The 16864-nt window shown below is 44.9% G+C and carries 14 protein-coding genes; 9 read left to right on the top strand and 5 right to left on the bottom strand.

The window, feature by feature from the left end:
* Positions 1-34: 34 nt before the first annotated feature.
* Entirely contained in the window at positions 35-868 is an 834-nt protein-coding gene (locus ACRD6K_RS01820) for an endonuclease/exonuclease/phosphatase family protein (RefSeq protein WP_430971829.1), read from the top strand.
* A gap of 101 nt (positions 869-969) precedes the next feature.
* On the opposite strand, the gene mfd is transcribed toward ACRD6K_RS01820, so the two are convergent.
* Positions 970-4293 carry a transcription-repair coupling factor gene (gene mfd / locus ACRD6K_RS01815; protein WP_299578156.1) on the bottom strand — a complete coding sequence of 1108 codons (3324 nt, stop codon included), beginning with the start codon at positions 4291-4293 and terminating at the stop codon, positions 970-972.
* 333 nt (positions 4294-4626) lie between these two features.
* On the opposite strand from mfd, the gene ACRD6K_RS01810 reads away from it, so the two are divergent.
* Positions 4627-5496 (top strand): Cbp1 family collagen-binding glycoprotein adhesin, encoded by an 870-nt coding sequence (locus ACRD6K_RS01810; protein WP_299578157.1) that lies wholly within the window; start codon positions 4627-4629, stop codon positions 5494-5496.
* 65 nt (positions 5497-5561) lie between these two features.
* On the opposite strand, the gene ACRD6K_RS01805 is transcribed toward ACRD6K_RS01810, so the two are convergent.
* Positions 5562-6905 (bottom strand): dihydroorotase, encoded by a 1344-nt coding sequence (locus tag ACRD6K_RS01805; RefSeq protein WP_430971828.1) that lies wholly within the window; start codon positions 6903-6905, stop codon positions 5562-5564.
* A gap of 149 nt (positions 6906-7054) precedes the next feature.
* Entirely contained in the window at positions 7055-7792 is a 738-nt protein-coding gene (locus ACRD6K_RS01800; protein WP_430971827.1) for a polyprenol monophosphomannose synthase, read from the bottom strand.
* Positions 7793-8023: 231 nt separating this feature from the next.
* On the opposite strand from ACRD6K_RS01800, the gene ACRD6K_RS01795 reads away from it, so the two are divergent.
* The gene (locus ACRD6K_RS01795) at positions 8024-8491 is read left to right on the top strand and encodes a GNAT family N-acetyltransferase (RefSeq protein ID WP_430971826.1); all 468 of its coding nucleotides are present in this window, start codon (positions 8024-8026) and stop codon (positions 8489-8491) included.
* Positions 8492-9029: 538 nt separating this feature from the next.
* Here ACRD6K_RS01795 and ACRD6K_RS01790 read toward each other — a convergent pair.
* Positions 9030-9212, bottom strand: a complete 183-nt coding sequence (locus tag ACRD6K_RS01790; RefSeq protein ID WP_430971825.1) for a hypothetical protein — start codon at positions 9210-9212, stop codon at positions 9030-9032.
* A 379-nt stretch (positions 9213-9591) separates the two neighbouring features.
* Here ACRD6K_RS01790 and ACRD6K_RS01785 point away from each other — a divergent pair, with 379 nt between their 5' ends.
* From ACRD6K_RS01785 to ACRD6K_RS01765, 5 genes are all read left to right on the top strand, one after another.
* A complete protein-coding gene (locus ACRD6K_RS01785; RefSeq protein ID WP_430971824.1) occupies positions 9592-10713 on the top strand; it encodes a hypothetical protein in 1122 nt (373 codons plus the stop codon).
* A gap of 151 nt (positions 10714-10864) precedes the next feature.
* The gene (locus ACRD6K_RS01780) at positions 10865-11338 is read left to right on the top strand and encodes a hypothetical protein (protein WP_430971823.1); all 474 of its coding nucleotides are present in this window, start codon (positions 10865-10867) and stop codon (positions 11336-11338) included.
* Positions 11339-11510: 172 nt separating this feature from the next.
* Positions 11511-11945, top strand: a complete 435-nt coding sequence (locus tag ACRD6K_RS01775) for a VOC family protein (protein ID WP_430971822.1) — start codon at positions 11511-11513, stop codon at positions 11943-11945.
* A gap of 129 nt (positions 11946-12074) precedes the next feature.
* Positions 12075-14357: an NADP-dependent malic enzyme gene (locus ACRD6K_RS01770; RefSeq protein WP_430971821.1), complete on the top strand. Its 2283-nt coding sequence runs from the start codon at positions 12075-12077 to the stop codon at positions 14355-14357.
* A 201-nt stretch (positions 14358-14558) separates the two neighbouring features.
* Entirely contained in the window at positions 14559-15572 is a 1014-nt protein-coding gene (locus tag ACRD6K_RS01765; RefSeq protein WP_430971820.1) for a YeeE/YedE thiosulfate transporter family protein, read from the top strand.
* Between the two features lie 13 nt (positions 15573-15585).
* Here the strand turns inward: ACRD6K_RS01765 and ACRD6K_RS01760 are convergent, their stop codons facing one another.
* Positions 15586-16143 carry a hypothetical protein gene (locus tag ACRD6K_RS01760; RefSeq protein WP_430971819.1) on the bottom strand — a complete coding sequence of 186 codons (558 nt, stop codon included), beginning with the start codon at positions 16141-16143 and terminating at the stop codon, positions 15586-15588.
* A 275-nt stretch (positions 16144-16418) separates the two neighbouring features.
* Between ACRD6K_RS01760 and ACRD6K_RS01755 the strand changes: the two genes are divergently transcribed.
* Positions 16419-16796, top strand: coding sequence for a DUF423 domain-containing protein (locus tag ACRD6K_RS01755; RefSeq protein WP_430971818.1), 378 nt, complete (start codon positions 16419-16421; stop codon positions 16794-16796).
* Positions 16797-16864 lie beyond the last annotated feature (68 nt).

Genomic DNA, 16864 nt, shown 5'->3' with positions numbered 1-16864 from the left:
ATCTGATATCTAATGTCTTATAAAATATAAACGAATGAAAAACAGTATTTATCTTTTTAGCCTGCTTTTGATCTTCCAATTGGGGTTCAGCTCATGCGGACAAAAAGCCAATTCTTCCAATACAAATTCTAAAGACACACCAAAAGCCATCCGGGTGATGACCTACAATATCCATCACGCCAATCCTCCCGGAGAAGCGGGGGTCATTGATTTGGATGCCATTGCCCAGGTTATTCGCGACTCGAAAGCAGATTTGATTGCCGTTCAGGAGCTGGACAGCGCAGCAGAACGTTCACAAAATCAATTTCAACTGGAAGTCTTGGCTCAAAAGCTGGATATGAAATTCCACTTTTTCCGCTCAATTCCTTTAGGAGAGGGATCATACGGTGTTGGTGTTTTATCTCGTTTCCCGATCAGCCAGGCACAAACAATCAAACTGCCCGAGCAGGCCGAGCACGATGCCGAAGATCGGGTGTTAGGCCTGGTTCTTGTTCAACTTTCGGATGAGCAGAAAATCTATTTCGCCTCGACACACTGGGATTACAAACACCTGGAAAACCGACTGCTTCAGGCGGAAAAAACCAATACGATTGCCTCTCAGCTTGATGCGCCGTTAATCATCGGCGGTGACTTTAATGATGTGACGGAATCCAAGCCCATGGATGTATTGCGTGAAGTATTCACCGATGCCAGCAAGGAGTTTGCCCTAACCATTCCTACAGTAAATCCAAAGAAAAGAATTGATCACATTCTTTATACCAACCCCCAAAGATTCAAAATAAGCTCCGAAGAAGTGATTACTTCTCCACTGTCCCAAAAAGCATCCGACCACCTTCCCTATTGGGTTGACCTAGTTATCGCGGACTAGCCTTCCAAGTAAAATGAGCAAGGCCATCTCCAAACCTATTTTGTAAATTGAGTTTGGGGATGGCCTTTTTAGTTTTCCAATAGCAACCGAGCTGCCCGAATTTACTGTTCAGCCGTAATTTCTTCCAAAATGGTTTTGGCTGCTGAAATGGTTTTGATGTGATCGAAACTGAGGCTCAACTTATCTTGCTTCTCTTTCATCCGGCACTTATCCGGATGGTGTTGCAGGTAATGCAATACTTTTGAAAAGATGGGCGACTGATAATAGTCTGATTTTTGATCGGCAATAAAATAGCAGATCATTTTTTTATTCTTCAGTATAACCCGCTCAACTCCCAATCGAATGGCCAGCCAGCGTAAACGAACCACTTCCAGAAGCTCTTTACTGGCAGCCGGCAATTTCCCAAACCGGTCAATCAGCTCCAGCTCAAACTGCTGCAAGCTCTCTTCTGTTTCCAAGCTGTCCAACTGACGGTAAAGCAGCATCCGTTCCGAAATACTTTGGATATAACTGTCAGGAAAAAGCAGTTCCATATCGGTATCAATCTGGCAATCGTTAACAAATTGGTTTTGTAAAAATACATTGCCCGCCGCTTGTTGCTCCTCCTGAAAAAGCTCCTTGTATTCGCCTTGCTTCAGTTCCTGCATCGCTTCATTCAGAATACGATGATAGGTTTCGTAACCAATGTCCGCAATAAATCCACTTTGCTCAGCCCCCAGCAGGTTTCCGGCACCACGAATATCCAAATCGCGCATGGCAATGTTAAAACCACTGCCCAATTCCGAGAATTCTTCGATGGCACGCAAACGCCGACGAGCTTCAGGACTAACCGTTGAGAGCGGCGGTGCAAGCAAATAGCAAAATGCCTTTTTGTTGGATCGGCCCACACGCCCGCGTAACTGGTGCAAATCGCTCAAACCAAAATTCTGCGCATGATTAATAATGATGGTATTGGCATTCGGAATATCCAGTCCCGACTCAATAATGGTGGTCGCAATCAACACATCCTGCTCTCCGTTAATAAAATCGAGCATAATTTTTTCAAGCTTGGGCCCTTCCATCTGTCCATGTCCCACCACTGTTTTCACCCCCGGCACCAGCCGTTGGATGACTGCCTCCACCTCATAAATATTTTGTACCCGGTTATGAATAAAGAAGACCTGTCCGTTGCGGGCCAGCTCATAATTGATGGACTCACGGATAATCTCTTCATTAAATCCGTGCAATTCGGTAACAATCGGGTAACGGTTGGGTGGTGGCGTTTGAATGATGGATAAATCGCGGGCGCCCATCAATGAAAACTGCAGCGTTCGCGGAATCGGAGTGGCCGTTAAAGTCATGGTGTCCACATTCACTTTAAGCTGCTTCAACTTTTCTTTGACCGACACTCCAAACTTTTGCTCTTCATCCACAATCAACAAGCCAAGGTCTTTAAACTTCACATCTTTTCCGACCAGCCGGTGTGTGCCGATTAAAATATCAATAGCACCTGCTTCCACTGCTTTCAATATCTTACGTACTTCTCCTGCGGGGCGCAGTCGGCTGATGTATTCAATTCGAACCGGGAAATCCGTTAACCGTTCGGAAAAGGTTTTGAAATGCTGCAAAGCCAAAATTGTGGTAGGCACCAAAACAGCTACCTGCTTGCTATCGGCTACCGCCTTGAAGGCCCCCCGAATAGCAATTTCCGTTTTTCCAAAGCCAACATCACCACAGACCAGCCGGTCCATCGGCATTTCACGCTCCATGTCCTCTTTCACGGCTTGCGTGGCTTTCACTTGGTCGGGCGTATCTTCGTAAATAAAAGAGGCTTCCAGCTCGGTTTGCAAATACGAGTCGGGAGAAAAAGCAAATCCACGTTCTTTCTTCCGCTCGGCATAAAGAGCAATCAAGTCTTTGGCAATATCTTTCACCTTTTTCTTGGTGCGCTCCTTCATTTTCTGCCAGGCACCAGTTCCCAGCTTGTTAATCTTGGGCTCGACACCTTCCTTGCCTTTGTATTTTGAAATGCGGTGCAGTGACTGAATGCTCACAAACAACACATCGTTGTCGCGGTACACCAGGCGAATGGCTTCCTGAATTTTTCCGTTCACTTCGGTTTTTACCAAACCGGCAAACTTTCCAATACCATGATCGATATGCACCACGTAATCACCCTGATGCAGTTTGTTTAATTCCCGCAGGGTAATGCTCTCCTTCTGTGGCTTCCGGGTTTTGAGTTTGAAGCGGTGGTAGCGCTCAAAAATCTGATGATCGGTATAACAACACACCCGAAGCTGATGATCAATAAACCCTTCATGCAAGGTGAAATTCAGGTCAGTAAATTCCACTTTCAGATTCTGATCCTTAAAAATGGCATGCAAACGCTCAATTTGCTTTTCGTTGGATGAAAGAATAAAGTTGGTGTAACCCCCAGCTTCATTATCCTGCAGGTTCTTAGCCAACAACTCAAAATTCTTATTGAAAGCCGGCTGAGCCGAAGTATTAAAAGCGTAATGCGTTGTGGTTTTAAAGTAATTGGTTGTTCCTGATTCCAGACAAGTAAAACCAGCCAGAGCTGCCAGGAAATCATTCCCGGCGATAAACCGGTCACCCGGCAAATCGGCGTTATCAACAACTTGTTGAAAAGTCCCTTCAATCAAGTCGGCAACCAGCGAAATATCGCGAATATAAATACTGCTTTTCGGAGAAATAAAATGGAAAAAGTTGTCACGTTTCTCTTCTTCCAGTCCATCCTGAATGTTAGGAATAATAACAATCTTTTCGAGATGAACTTTAGAAATTTGGTTTTCGATGTCGAAGCTGCGAATGCTATCCACCTCATCACCAAAAAAGTCGAGTCGGTACGGGTCTTCGTGCGAGAACGAATAGATATCCACCAAGCTCCCACGAATGGAGTACTGACCGGGTTCCACCACAAAGTCGACCCGCTCAAAACCATATTCATACAACACGTCGTTCAAAAATCCAATCGACAGTTTATCCTTTTTATGAACCTGAAAGCTATTGGATTCCAGCCCTTCGCCGGAGATTACCTTTTCGGTCAGCGCATCCGGATAGGTGACAATGCTGATTTGATTGTTCTCATGCAGCTGATTCAGCACTTCGGTACGCAGAATGATGTTTTCCTGTTCCAGCGAATCCAAGTGTCCGGCCCGCTTGTAGGAGCCGGGAAAGAAAAAGAGCGGAGATGCTGTTTTCAGGTTTACCAGATCGTCGTAAAAATAAGCCGCTTCTTCCTTATCATTCAGTATAAAAACCAAAGGCTGGTCGTGTTTTTCAGCCAGAATAGAAGCCAATACCGTTTGAGAAGAGCCAACAAGCCCCGACAGGTGAATCTTTTCACCCGGGGTATTCATCGTTTTTAGCAAAGGTTGAATAACGTCCTGCTCTTCAAATACCTTTTTAAAATTTTGTAATTCCAAACCTCCAAAAAATTTCGCGTAAAGATACGTATTAGTTTGGGTTTGGGTTAGACAGCAAGGCATTTATTCAAATGAATTCCAATCGGATGAAGGGAACTCAATTAGCCCAAAGGCCGGATTACAAGCAGAATTACCAGGCAGTCAACATTGGCTGTTCGACACCCCCTTGAAGAGTAACTGCAAAAAACAATTACTACTGGTGGTCAAATTAACCCGGCAAAACGGATAATAAAAAGAAAAAAAAGGCCATCAGAAAATAATTATTCAAACCTTCCCGTATATATAGATAAGAATAAACAGAAACGCCTTAACTTTGACTAAAATAATCTGATCATGAAGAAATTACTCATTCTTTCCCTTGTGGTACTACTCGCCTCCTGCAACCAGAAAAAGTTAGACCGGATGCAAGTTGTACAAGATAGCCTGCAACAGGTAGCCGAAACAAAAGATGCCGCCATATCCGACTTCATTGGCACGATGAATGAAATTCAATCTAACCTGGATTCGATTAAAAAACTGCAAGAGATTGTCGATATTCAATCAAAAAGCAATGCGGAACCTCAGGCCACCAAGCGCCAGAGAATGCTGCGCGACATTGCTCTCATCAATGAGCTGTTACAAAAGAACAGGGAACTGGTTTTGTCTCAGCAAAAGAAGATGGATTACTCCAGTTACAAGATGACAGAGATGCAGGAAATGCTGAATATGATGAGCAATCAGTTGGAGTCAAAAGATGCCGAAATTCTGACGCTTCAGGCTGAACTTGAAAAGCTGCAACTCAACATTTCAAACTTAAACCAGGACTTGATGGCCGCCCAGCAACGGACCCAGGAACAGGAAAGGCTGCTGGAAGAGCAATCAACAACCATCGACCAAAAAGTATCGGAACTCAATACGGCCTATTATGTATTTGGGACAGCCAAAGAATTGGTTGAAAATGGAATTATTGAAAAAGAAGGTGGATTTTTAGGCATCGGTCGCAGCCTGAAATTTCGTAAAGACTTTAATCCCGATCTGTTTACAAAGATTGATATTCGTGCGGTGGATGAAATTGCGCTGAACTCGAAAAAGGCAAAGGTCATCACCACGCACCCGGCAGCCAGCTATGAGTTAACCGGCGATGATGTTGTGGAAAAGTTGGTAATCAGCGATCCCGATCGCTTTTGGGAAACCAACAAATACTTGGTTATTGTAGTAAACTAAAACAACAAGAGGCCGTCTCCAGGCAAAGCATTGGGACGACCTCTTTTATATTTTAGCAACAACGATTACACCCTAAATTCCAGGCGTTTTCCCCGAACGTCTTTTTTAATTTCTCCCCGGTCGTAAGCCAACTGCCCATTGACAAAAGTTTTAGAAACCTGATGACTAAACTCGGTCCCTTCAAAGGGAGACCAGCCACATTTATAGATAATATTTTCAGGGCAAACCGTCCATTTTTTATCCGGATTGACTAAAACCAAATCAGCATAATAACCTTCGCGGATGTAACCACGACGATCGATGCGGAACAAGTCTGCCGGTGCATGGCACATCTTTTCCACCACTTTTTCCACCGTCAGTTTTTCCTGGCTCACAAATTCGAGCATGGCCACCAAAGCATGTTGTACCAAAGGCCCGCCCGAAGGAGCCTGAAAGTAGGCGTGCGATTTTTCATCCAGCGTGTGGGGGGCATGATCGGTGGCAATCACATCAATTTTGTCGGCCAGCAGGGCTTCCCACAAGGCTTGCCGGTCTTCAGCCGATTTCACCGCCGGATTCCATTTAATTCGTGTGCCGTAAGCGATGTAATCTTTTTCTTCAAACCAAAGATGGTGCACACACACTTCCGCTGTAATTTTTTTATCCTTCACCGGGCCGGCGTCAAACAACTCCATTTCCTTGGCCGTCGAAATATGCAAAACATGCAGGCGGGTTCCGAATTTCCGGGCCAGCTCCACCGCTTTAGAGGATGACTTATAACAAGCTTCAGCACTCCGAATGCGGGGATGACGCGATATCGGTACAATTTCGCCATACTTTTGGCGGTAAATTTCGGTGTTGCGCTGAATAATTTCTTCGTCTTCGCAATGCGTAGCAATTAAGGTCGGAGCCTGCTTAAAAATTTCGGAAAGAGTTTCTTCGTCGTCCACCAGCATATTCCCGGTTGACGAGCCCATAAAAACTTTAATGCCGCACACCTGACTCGGATCAGTTTTCAACACTTCATCCAAATTATCATTGGTGGCACCCATGTAAAACGAATAGTTGACCGCCGAGACTTCCGACGCCCGCGCATATTTTTTGGCCAGCTCGGCCTGGGTGGTTGCCTGTGGTTTGGTGTTGGGCATCTCCATATACGAAGTGATTCCTCCTGCCAGAGCTGCCCGCGACTCGGTGGCTATCTCGCCTTTATGGGTCAGCCCGGGCTCACGAAAATGCACCTGATCATCAATTGCTCCCGGAATTAACAACTTTCCGCTCCCATCAATAACCGTTGCTTCGTTCATCAGCGTTTCCGGAACCTCCTCGTCTTTAAAAATCCGTTGGATGAATTCATCTTCAATCAATAAACTTCCCTCAAACCGGGTTCCTTCGTTAACAATCGTCGCCTTGTGAATGATGGTTTTCATGCTTTCAGTACTTTAAAATTCTCGGTATAAATTACGAAACAAAAATTGAAAAGGCTACATTTCTGCAGCCCTAAAATCCTTATATAAATCGGTTAACAGCGGTTTTTGTTCACCAATCAACCTACTGTTTTTCCGGTATAAACTCAGGTTTAAGACTTATAGCCCGGATATTTTTTAAACCAGCTTCTCATCTTCATTTTCAGAATCCCCCACAAGGCTTCGTTAAAAATGCCACCGCTCATTTTGGAGGTTCCTTCCTGCCGCTCAGTAAAAATAATGGGCACTTCCACTAAGTTAAACCCATGTTTCCAGGCGGTAAATTTCATCTCAATCTGAAAGCCATACCCTTTCAAGCGAATGTCATCCAGATCGATTGTTTCCAGCACACGGCGCGAATAGCACTTAAAGCCTGCCGTTGTGTCCATGATTTTCATGCCGGTAACCAGCCGTACATATACCGAAGCGAAATACGACATCAACACCCGTCCCAACGGCCAGTTAATAACATTAATGCCTTTGATGTAGCGCGATCCAATGGCCATATCGGCTCCTCCCTCATTACAGGCCTTAAACAGGTTTTCCAGGTCTTCGGGCGGATGCGAAAAATCACAATCCATTTCGAAAATGTAGTCGTACCCTTTTTCAAGGGCCCACTTAAAACCGGTAAGATAGGCAGTTCCCAAACCCAATTTCCCTTCCCGCTCAATGAGGTGCAGCTTGCCCTCAAATTCAGATTGCAAGCGCTTTACAATAGCACCTGTCCCATCCGGTGAGCCGTCTTCAATAATCAAAATCTGAAAAGGTGTTTGAAGTGAAAACACCGTTCGAATCATCTCTTCAACATTCTCCTTTTCATTGTAGGTTGGTATAATTACCAAATTCTTCATAGTGTTGTCATGGCATTAGTTATAGCTGCGAAAATAAGGATTTTAAGCCAGTGTTCATCTTTTTTTGTTCAGAATGGCTAATTCCTTGCCTTCAGCAGCCATGGCTCCAAAGTTCAAAAACACCCAATTGATCAACGCCAGGCCTTGTTACTTGTAAGAACAAGCAGCCAAAAAGGGGGTCTTCCCTCCGGGCTTTTTGAGCATTTTCATTACATTTAGCCCCAAAAAACAATGGACTATTCGTTTGTACCCATCCAGCTCGACAACGAGCAGCACTGCCAGCAACTCATTCGTTTATTGGATCTTTACATGCAAGACGAAATGGGCGATAATGCGCCCATGCCCGAAGGCCAAGCGCCGAAAATTCTGGAAGGCTTGCGTAATTACCCTGGCTACCTTGGATTTTTTGCTGTAGCCGACGGCCAATATGCAGCCCTGGCCAACTGCAATAAAAACTTCTCCACCTTTCAGGCCAAGCCCCTGCTCAATATTCATGACTTTGTGGTGCACCCCGATTTCAGAGGAAAAGGAGTAGGCCGGTTCCTGCTCGATGCGATTGCCGACTTTGTGAAGCAACAAGGCTATTGCCGCATTAACCTGGAAGTCCGGCACGACAACTACAACGCGCAAAAGCTTTACCGAAAAGCCGGCTACGACGACTGCTACGAACGCATGTATTTTTGGGAGAAAATTCTGTAAAACTATTCCGACTCAGCAAAGAATTTAATAATCGCGGTGCCCTCTGGCGCAAGTGTGTGCCCCGTGTTGTGCAGTGAAAAGCAAAAGTTTGCAGGCAAGGCATCGATTAAAAATTGTCGCCAGCGGTAGCTGTCAGCTTGTGAGCTACCGTTTACTGATGCGTTCTTCTCTCCTCCTTTTTTTTCAAGGAGGAGTGGCACCGGTATACCGCTGACGAGGTGATTTTGTTGTTAAGGCTACAGTGTAAACGAGGCTTTTCTTTTCTTGCGGTGAAGTTGGAAATAGAATCTCCGTAACTGCCTGATTAAATCGGCACAGCTTATTTCAAAACTCTCCCCAAGCACGCTTTACAGGCTTTTCTTAGCTAGTCCCGGCGCAGATTCCTTCCCTTGTTGTCTGTTTCAAAACCCTCGCAGGCCGAACTTTTCTCCTTCCGGTGAAGTGGAGGACTTAGGTCTTGCTGCGAATCGGTTCGTGATCTCATACCTTCTTACGCTCGTAAGCTCGTGCCTTCGGTTATGGGTTTTCCAAATAGCGTTTACACTACCCCCACCCACCGGACGATGGTGCCTGGTAGCCAGATGAACTCAGCGACCCGCCAGACAATGCTGCCAACCTGCCAGACGAACTCAGCGACCAGCCAGACGGTGTCGGTGGGGCGCCAGAACATCGGCAGGACGCGGCAAGCCGGGGAAATGACAGCAATTGAAAAATCGGTCATGCGTTCATCAACAAAAGCCCTAATCTTGAGGAGCGGGGAAAATGGTCTTGGGTATACCCGGACTTAATAAGTATGCAGACACTTATGAGATTTGAATTGCAAACTCAAGACAGCTCGCCTTGCGCTGCCGCTTCGCTCAACCAAAGGACAGGCAGGATTTCAGTTGTTTCGAACCAAAATAAAAATGCCCATCCTGATGTATACATTTTGTAAAGTTTTGTAAATTGATCGGCGAAACCTAAAAAGAAAAAACCAATGACAGTACTAACCAACGGACACCCACCGCACACAAGCAGCGTTTTAACCAGCAAAAACACATCCAGCTAAAGCGAATATATCCACAAGACTGTGGGTATACAAGTGTTAATATTAAAAACCAATGAAGTACCTTTTACTACTATTTTGCGTTCTTTTAGTTTTTATAAGTTGTTCCAATAAATCAAACGTTAAGGAGAAGGACTCGAATTTACAAATAGAGCATTTGGCAAATAACAAAGTTGATTATGATACAACTCTGTTTGACTTTGAGCCAGACATTCGGTTATTTACAACAATGGCGTTTGCAAACATTTCTGGTTATGACTTTGAAAATACAGATTCTATGTCAATTGATAGAATTGGATTAAGAAATTCTTTAGATTCTATTTTGACTATTGAGTATAAAGATAAAATTTCGGAGGCAAGTAAAAATGATTTTTTTGCTTCTATTGGTAAAAAGGCATTTTCATTATCAGACCCGCCTCACTTCATATGGCTACCTGATTCTCTCAATTTAAACCACCCAGCAAAAAAAGATTCGACCTATTTAGAATTAATAAACGAATTTTATAAAGTAGCAAAAATATCGGACTTGTGGAAGAAGTACGAGAGTAAACTACGTGAAGCAAATTATCAATATATTCCATTTTCAAGTTTGGCAATTGACGATATTCTCGAATATTGTAGATGTTCAAAAGATATCTTTAATGTAAAAAAGATTGTTTTCAATATTTGTCCTTTTATGCAAAACGAAAGTGGTTTTACAGAATATTCAAACTCGCAAATTTATATTGTTGTCTCTCCCAGAATAGAAGAACCAGGTCCACAAGCTTTTTATCATGAAGCCTTGCACAACGTAATTAATCCAATTGTAGACGGATTTACACAAAAACAAATAAAAAAGCTTTTAGATGCAAGCAGGGTTGGTTTCAGTGAACGCATGAAGAAAATGCATGGGAACTATGTCGGAGGCTATCCTTTCATTAGCGAATGTATGGTTCGGACAATCGACTACATTTTACGAGAAAAACATTTTAACTATAGTAAAGAAAAAACATTGAACGAAATAAACAATCAATATTCTTATGGACTTACTTTAATCCCATTCTTCTATGAGCAACTAAAAGAATATGAGACAGGTTCAATATCATTGGAAGAATATTTTACGACAATAATAGAGAACTATAGTTTTGAACTAGAGAAAGAAAGATGGCAGAATTTTCAAATGAATGGAAAATACTAATGTTAACATTTTGTATAAGTAATGGCAGTAAAAGTGCGAAATATAAAGGTTTGTAGCCCGCTCAAAAAGCGTAGCGGTTTGACAGGAAATTAGCACGCAATCTGCCACTACTCATACAATTTACCGTTACCAAACATTTAAAAACGATAATATGAAAGCATGGAATTTTAGAGTAAACAGTAGTCCTAACGAGATTAGTAAGAAGTTAGAATCCGCACTTGGAACTGTTAACGGATTTGTATTTAATTTAAATCAGGAAAAAAATAATTCAATATCCTTTAGAGTGCGTAAACGGGTTCTTTATGTATGGTATATGGCATTCCAAAATTGGACTATTATTAATGGAGAATTATTAAAAACTGATACAGAAAATAAGACCGATGTGGTAATTGTTTTTAATCAACATTTATTAATAAGATTGATAGTATTTACACATATCTTTTTAGGCTTGTTTTTTTTAATCACAATAATATCAGGAATAAGTAGCAATGCTTCATTATATATAGTTGGAGGAATACTATTAGCTATCGGAACCGTGTTATGGGTTGCAGTACAAAATAAATTTAGAAAGGATATTCAAAAATATAAGATATTAATTTCCGGAATATTGGAGTGTGAAAAATGAAAAACGTTTGGTAATCGAGTAGACGGCTGACGGACTAATAGTCCGCCAGTGCGCCGCTCGCCCTCTGCTACCACGTGAGGCAATCGCGCGGCAGCGCTGGGAAATTCAGAAATATTGACTAAACTGCATCCCGAATTTGAGCACTCCAATCAATAACGAAACTCAACACCCAATGAATCCGATTATCGACCACATTCAGATCACTGTGAAAGACCTGCAGGTTGCAGAAAAGTTTTACGATCAGTTTCTTCCTATTCTGGGATTTGACATCAAAAATAAAGTTCGCGCCTATATTGAGGCACATGATTTTCATGTCATTGAATATACCCACGAGTTATTGGCCTTTGCCATTACTTCGCCGCGCAAAGCCTTTGTAAACGATTCAATCAACCGCCGCAAACCTGGTGCCTTGCACCACCTGGCCTTCAAAGCCGAATCGCGCGCTGAAGTTGACCATGCTTACCAGCAATTACTGCAATTCGAAGCCACCATTGTTACCCCACCCAAACGTTACCCCGAGTATGGAGAGCATTATTATGCCGTCTTTTTCAAGGATCCGGGGAACATCAAATACGAAATTGTATGTACAAAAGAGTCTGATTCTTAAGCCCACTCAGGCCTTTCGCCTTTGCCCACCCCGCTGAAAAGCCCGAAATGCCTCCTTTGCAGGTCTTGGATAAGCCATTGATTTTCAAGTCAGATTTTCGTAAATTGATAAGACAAAAATCTGCCGACCATGAAAAAATCAGTTTACGAAGATGCTTTATGGTATCATGAGAAAGGCCGCCCCGGGAAAATCGAAGTTATTCCAACCAAACCACACGACACACAGTACGATTTATCGCTGGCTTACACGCCGGGGGTAGCTCAGCCCTGCCGCGAAATTGAGCAGGATCCGGAAGAAGTTTACCGCTACACCTCGAAAGGCAACCTGGTAGCTGTTGTCTCGAATGGTACGGCGGTGTTGGGGCTGGGCGACATTGGGCCACTGGCCGGGAAACCTGTGATGGAAGGCAAAGGCATGTTGTTTAAGATTTTTGCCGATGTGGATGTGTTCGACATTGAAGTGAACGAGAAGGACCCGCAAAAACTGATTGAAGTGGTAAAGGCCATCGCTCCCACCTTTGGCGGCATCAACCTGGAAGACATTAAAGCGCCCGAGTGTTTCGAGATAGAAGAAAAGCTGAAAGAAGCGCTCGACATCCCGGTATTTCACGACGATCAGCATGGCACAGCAATTATTTCGGGGGCCGGCCTGTTAAATGCCCTGGAACTGAATGGCAAGGAACTGGATCAAATCAAAGTGGTTATCAACGGAGCCGGCGCAGCAGCCATCTCCTGTGCCAAGCTTTACACCAGCCTCGGTGTAAAAAAAGGCAACATGGTTATGCTCGACAGCAAGGGTGTGTTAAACGAAAGCCGCACGGATCTGAACTCCGCCAAGCAGCAGTTTGTCACCTCCAGAACCATCAAAACCCTGAAAGAAGCCATGATTGGTGCAGATGTTTTTCTAGGCTTGTCGGTAGGCAATGTGGTCAACAAGGAAATGATCCGATCCATGGCCGAAGACCCCATTGTTTTTGCCATGGCCAACCCCACCCCGGAAATCTCCTACGAAGATGCCACCAGCGCCCGCAAGGATGTGATTATGGCCACGGGACGAAGTGACTATCCCAATCAAATTAACAATGTTTTGGGCTTCCCGTTTATCTTTCGCGGCGCCCTGGATGTCCGTGCCCGCACCATCAACGAAGAAATGAAAATTGCTGCCGTAAAAGCCCTGGCTGATCTGGCCAAGAAATATGTTCCGGAGCTGGTTACCAAAGCTTATAACATGGAGAACATTGTGTTTGGACGCGACTACATCATTCCCAAACCATTGGATCCCCGCCTCATTACCACCGTAGCGCCTGCTGTTGCCCGCGCCGCCATGGACTCGGGCGTAGCCGGCAAACCCATTGCCGACTGGGACGAATACGAACGTGAGCTGAGTGCTCGCCTGGGCTTGGAAAACAAGCTGATTATGACCATCTGCAACAAGGCCAAACAACATCCGAAGCGGGTGGTTTTTGCCGATGCCAATAACCTAAAAATGCTGAAGGCAGCCCGTTTTGTTGTGGATCAGGGCATTGCCCGCCCCATCCTGTTGGGAAGCCGAAAAACCATTGAAACCATTTTGGCCAACAACCAACTCGACTTGTCCGATGTCCCCATCATCGACATTTTCCGCGATATTTCGGATACCCGCAGACACCAGTTAGCCGAAGTACTTTATGAAAAGCGCAAACGCAAAGGCATGAGCCTGGAAGAAGCCTTCGAAAAAACTTACAACCACGATTACTTTGGCTGCATCATGGTGGAAACCGGTGAGGCCGATGCTTTCATCTCAGGCTTCTCACGCAAATACGCCGACACCATTCGTCCGGCCTTGCAGGTTATTGGCACCCGGGGCGATGTTAACCACCTGGCCGGCATGTATGTGATGTTGACCAAAAAAGGACCGCTATTTTTGGCCGACACTACCGTGAACTCGGACCCGGAGCCTCAGGTAATTGCCGACACCACGTTATTGGTAGCCAACGAAGTGAAGCGCTTTAAAATTGAACCTCGCATCGCTGTTCTAAGCTACTCCAACTTTGGAGCCTTTAAGGGCAAGGGTAGTCCGGTGCGTGCCCGCGAAGCTGTGCGAATTTTGCATGAAACGCATCCCGAACTGATGGTTGATGGCGAAATGCAAGCCAACTACGCCTTAAACGGAGCCTTGCGGAAACGCAAATTCCCCTTTTCCAAGCTGGGAGAACACGATGCCAATGTGCTGATTTGTCCGAACCTCAGCTCAGGCAACATTCTGTACAAGGTTTTACAGGAACTGGGAACCGCCAAAGCCATAGGCCCCATTCTGTTGGGCATGAAAAAGCCGATTCATGTGTTGCAAATGGAAAGCTCGGTACGCGAAATTGTCAACCTGGTTGCCATTGCCGTGGTTGATGCTCAGGAAGCTGAAACCAGAACGGATTAAAAACCGCCACTCCTGCGGAGTAAAGCCAATGTCCGAAGTGCGTTTCAACGCAATTCCAGGACGTTGGCTTTTAACATTTCTTCGGATAAAAGGCCCTGTTTTACAACAGTCGCTGGTGCTCCAAGCCATTAAAATGACGGATATCAAAGTCGCTTCGTTGAAAAAAGTTTAACTTGCCAGCCAAAACCAACAACACACAAAATGACCCTCTTAATTCTCGTTTTCGGATTTCTGTTTGGCGCAGCTCTCCAACACGCCAGCCTCAACAAGTATAACGTTATTAGTGGCATGGCCACACTCGAAGACCTGACCGTTGCCAAAACCATTGCGCTGGCCATCGGGGTAGGTGTAATTCTAATTAACTTTGAAATCGGGCTGGGATTGGCCACCTATCATGTCAAGCCCTTTATGGTTGGAGGTATCCTGATTGGGGGATTAATTTTTGGTATTGGCATGGCTGTTCTGGGCTATTGCCCCGGCACGCTGGCCATTTCGCTGGGCGAAGGATCGCTGGATGCCTTAACCGGAATTATTGGCGGAATGCTGGGCGGATGGGTTTACACCCTTGTATTGCCAAGCATTGAACCGCTGCTGGGAGCCAACCTGGGGAAAATTTCGTTGCACTCGCTAACGGGCGAAAATCCAACGGTCTTCTACCTGCTTGTTGTTGTCATTGGCCTGGTTTTTATCGCGGCAGCTTTTGGGGTCCACAAACTTGAAAAAAGCACAAGTAAAAAATGGATTGGAGCAGGAATTGCGCTGGCCCTGCTCAATGTAATCATCTTTTCAACAGCGACCTTCAACCGCCCCATTGGTGCCTCAACGGTTTACCCTTACCTGGGTGATTTACTGACCGGCACAACATCCAATGCCTACTTCGAAAAGATTGAAGCTTCCGGAAGCTGGCAGTTGCTCTTTTTAGGGGGTGCTTTTCTTTCAGGGCTGGTATTATCACTTCTTCGGAAAGATTTCAAACTCACCCTCATTCACGAAAACTGGCAAAAATACAAAGGCAACTCCTCTGCTAAACGCTTGGTTTGGGCTTTTGCGGGTGGTTTCATCATGATTTTTGGCGCGCGCATGGCTGGCGGTTGTACCAGCGGTCATGCCATTTCCGGTGGAATGCAAATCGCTATCGGCAGCCTCGTGTTTGCCGTCATGGCCTTTGCTGGCTTGCTGGGTACCGGCAAACTGTTCTACAAAGGGCTGAAGTAAACAGCTCCTGTTTTTACACCAAAAGGTAACAGGCTAAAGGAAGGGTCGGCTGGATTTCGCTCCAGACCGGCTGTGCTTCCAGCTCGGTGTTGCTCAACCAAAATGGTGGGCTGGTTATTAAAAAGCCCCTTGTTTGGGCAGATGAAGCAAGCGCCTGGTGCAAATGACCAGTTAAGCGGGCAGACTCTGACTGATAATCGTAGTTTGACCGAAGTTGCAACTCCACCCCTTCCGCCTGACGTTTGAAAAAAAGCCGGAAGGAACCCACCGAATATTTCCATTGGGGATCAGTGATCAGCAATTGCGAGATAGTCAGCTTTCCTTCCATCTTGCTTTGGGTTTGCTCCTGAATCAGCGGCAGCAAATGCGGATTATCCTTCAGCAATTCACGGGCATCAACCGTTACAGGCCTCCCTTGTCCCCAAAAGTAGTGCTTCATCAACCGGCGAGGTATTGAATAGCAAAGACTATAGCCCACAGCCAGAAACTGAAAAATCTTCCATTGAAACATTTCCGGGCGAAGCATTGGGACAAGGTATCTCCAAACCAGCAAATCCAATTTTGTTCTCATTTTTATTGTCTTTTTAGTGATCAATTCGAAGCTGAAAACCAGGAAACATCCGAATGCTTGATGTTATAAAAGTCAACCTTCCAATCCGGCTACATCCCTTATTCCAAACGTGATGCATCGTATATTGTTGACTTTTGGGGCATTCAATTGGTACTGCCCGGTAATTAAATCCGACAACACACTGAAAAACAACTTCCCAGAGCAAGGAAAACTGCGGCTGTCTAACAAAATCAGCTTGACGTTGTTTTACTAGCAAGCATTTTAAAACCATACTTATGAGCAAAACCATACTACTTACAGGAGCCGGCTTTTTAGTAGTCGCTGTTATTTTGGGTGCTTTTGGCGCCCACGGCCTGAAAGACAAGATGTCGCCCAATATGATGCAAATCTACAAAACCGGTGTTGAATACCATTTTTACCATGCCCTTGGACTACTTCTGGTGGGTGCTTTGGCCATGCAAATGCCATCAAGCCTGATCAACTGGTCAGCCATTTGCCTCATCATCGGAATCCTGATTTTCTCCGGAAGCCTGTACATTCTGACCATCAGCGGAATCAAATGGCTGGGTGCCATAACGCCCATTGGCGGACTAAGTTTTATTGCCGGCTGGATTTTGCTTTTTGCAGCCATCTGGAAACATTTTCCAAAGTAATAACCCGCAAAGGGAAAGCATAAAAAAAGGCCGGATTACAAGAACCCGGCCTTTGAAGTTATAACTAA

Source organism: Sunxiuqinia rutila (assembly GCF_050589705.1).
GTDB lineage: Bacteria > Bacteroidota > Bacteroidia > Bacteroidales > Prolixibacteraceae > Sunxiuqinia > Sunxiuqinia rutila.
This window is presented reverse-complemented; position numbering and strand designations above follow the sequence as displayed.

Bases quoted from the DNA above. Each gene is read 5' to 3' on its own strand.
- ACRD6K_RS01780 (WP_430971823.1), top strand. From the start codon at position 10,865: ATGAAAGCATGGAATTTTAGAGTAAACAGTAGTCCTAACGAGATTAGT.
- ACRD6K_RS01805 (WP_430971828.1), bottom strand. From the start codon at position 6,905: ATGAAAACCATCATTCACAAGGCGACGATTGTTAACGAAGGAACCCGG.
- ACRD6K_RS01800 (WP_430971827.1), bottom strand. From the start codon at position 7,792: ATGAAGAATTTGGTAATTATACCAACCTACAATGAAAAGGAGAATGTT.
- ACRD6K_RS01810 (WP_299578157.1), top strand. From the start codon at position 4,627: ATGAAGAAATTACTCATTCTTTCCCTTGTGGTACTACTCGCCTCCTGC.
- ACRD6K_RS01770 (WP_430971821.1), top strand. From the start codon at position 12,075: ATGAAAAAATCAGTTTACGAAGATGCTTTATGGTATCATGAGAAAGGC.
- ACRD6K_RS01795 (WP_430971826.1), top strand. From the start codon at position 8,024: ATGGACTATTCGTTTGTACCCATCCAGCTCGACAACGAGCAGCACTGC.
- ACRD6K_RS01775 (WP_430971822.1), top strand. From the start codon at position 11,511: ATGAATCCGATTATCGACCACATTCAGATCACTGTGAAAGACCTGCAG.
- ACRD6K_RS01790 (WP_430971825.1), bottom strand. From the start codon at position 9,212: ATGACCGATTTTTCAATTGCTGTCATTTCCCCGGCTTGCCGCGTCCTG.
- ACRD6K_RS01755 (WP_430971818.1), top strand. From the start codon at position 16,419: ATGAGCAAAACCATACTACTTACAGGAGCCGGCTTTTTAGTAGTCGCT.
- ACRD6K_RS01785 (WP_430971824.1), top strand. From the start codon at position 9,592: ATGAAGTACCTTTTACTACTATTTTGCGTTCTTTTAGTTTTTATAAGT.
- ACRD6K_RS01765 (WP_430971820.1), top strand. From the start codon at position 14,559: ATGACCCTCTTAATTCTCGTTTTCGGATTTCTGTTTGGCGCAGCTCTC.
- ACRD6K_RS01760 (WP_430971819.1), bottom strand. From the start codon at position 16,143: ATGAGAACAAAATTGGATTTGCTGGTTTGGAGATACCTTGTCCCAATG.
- ACRD6K_RS01820 (WP_430971829.1), top strand. From the start codon at position 35: ATGAAAAACAGTATTTATCTTTTTAGCCTGCTTTTGATCTTCCAATTG.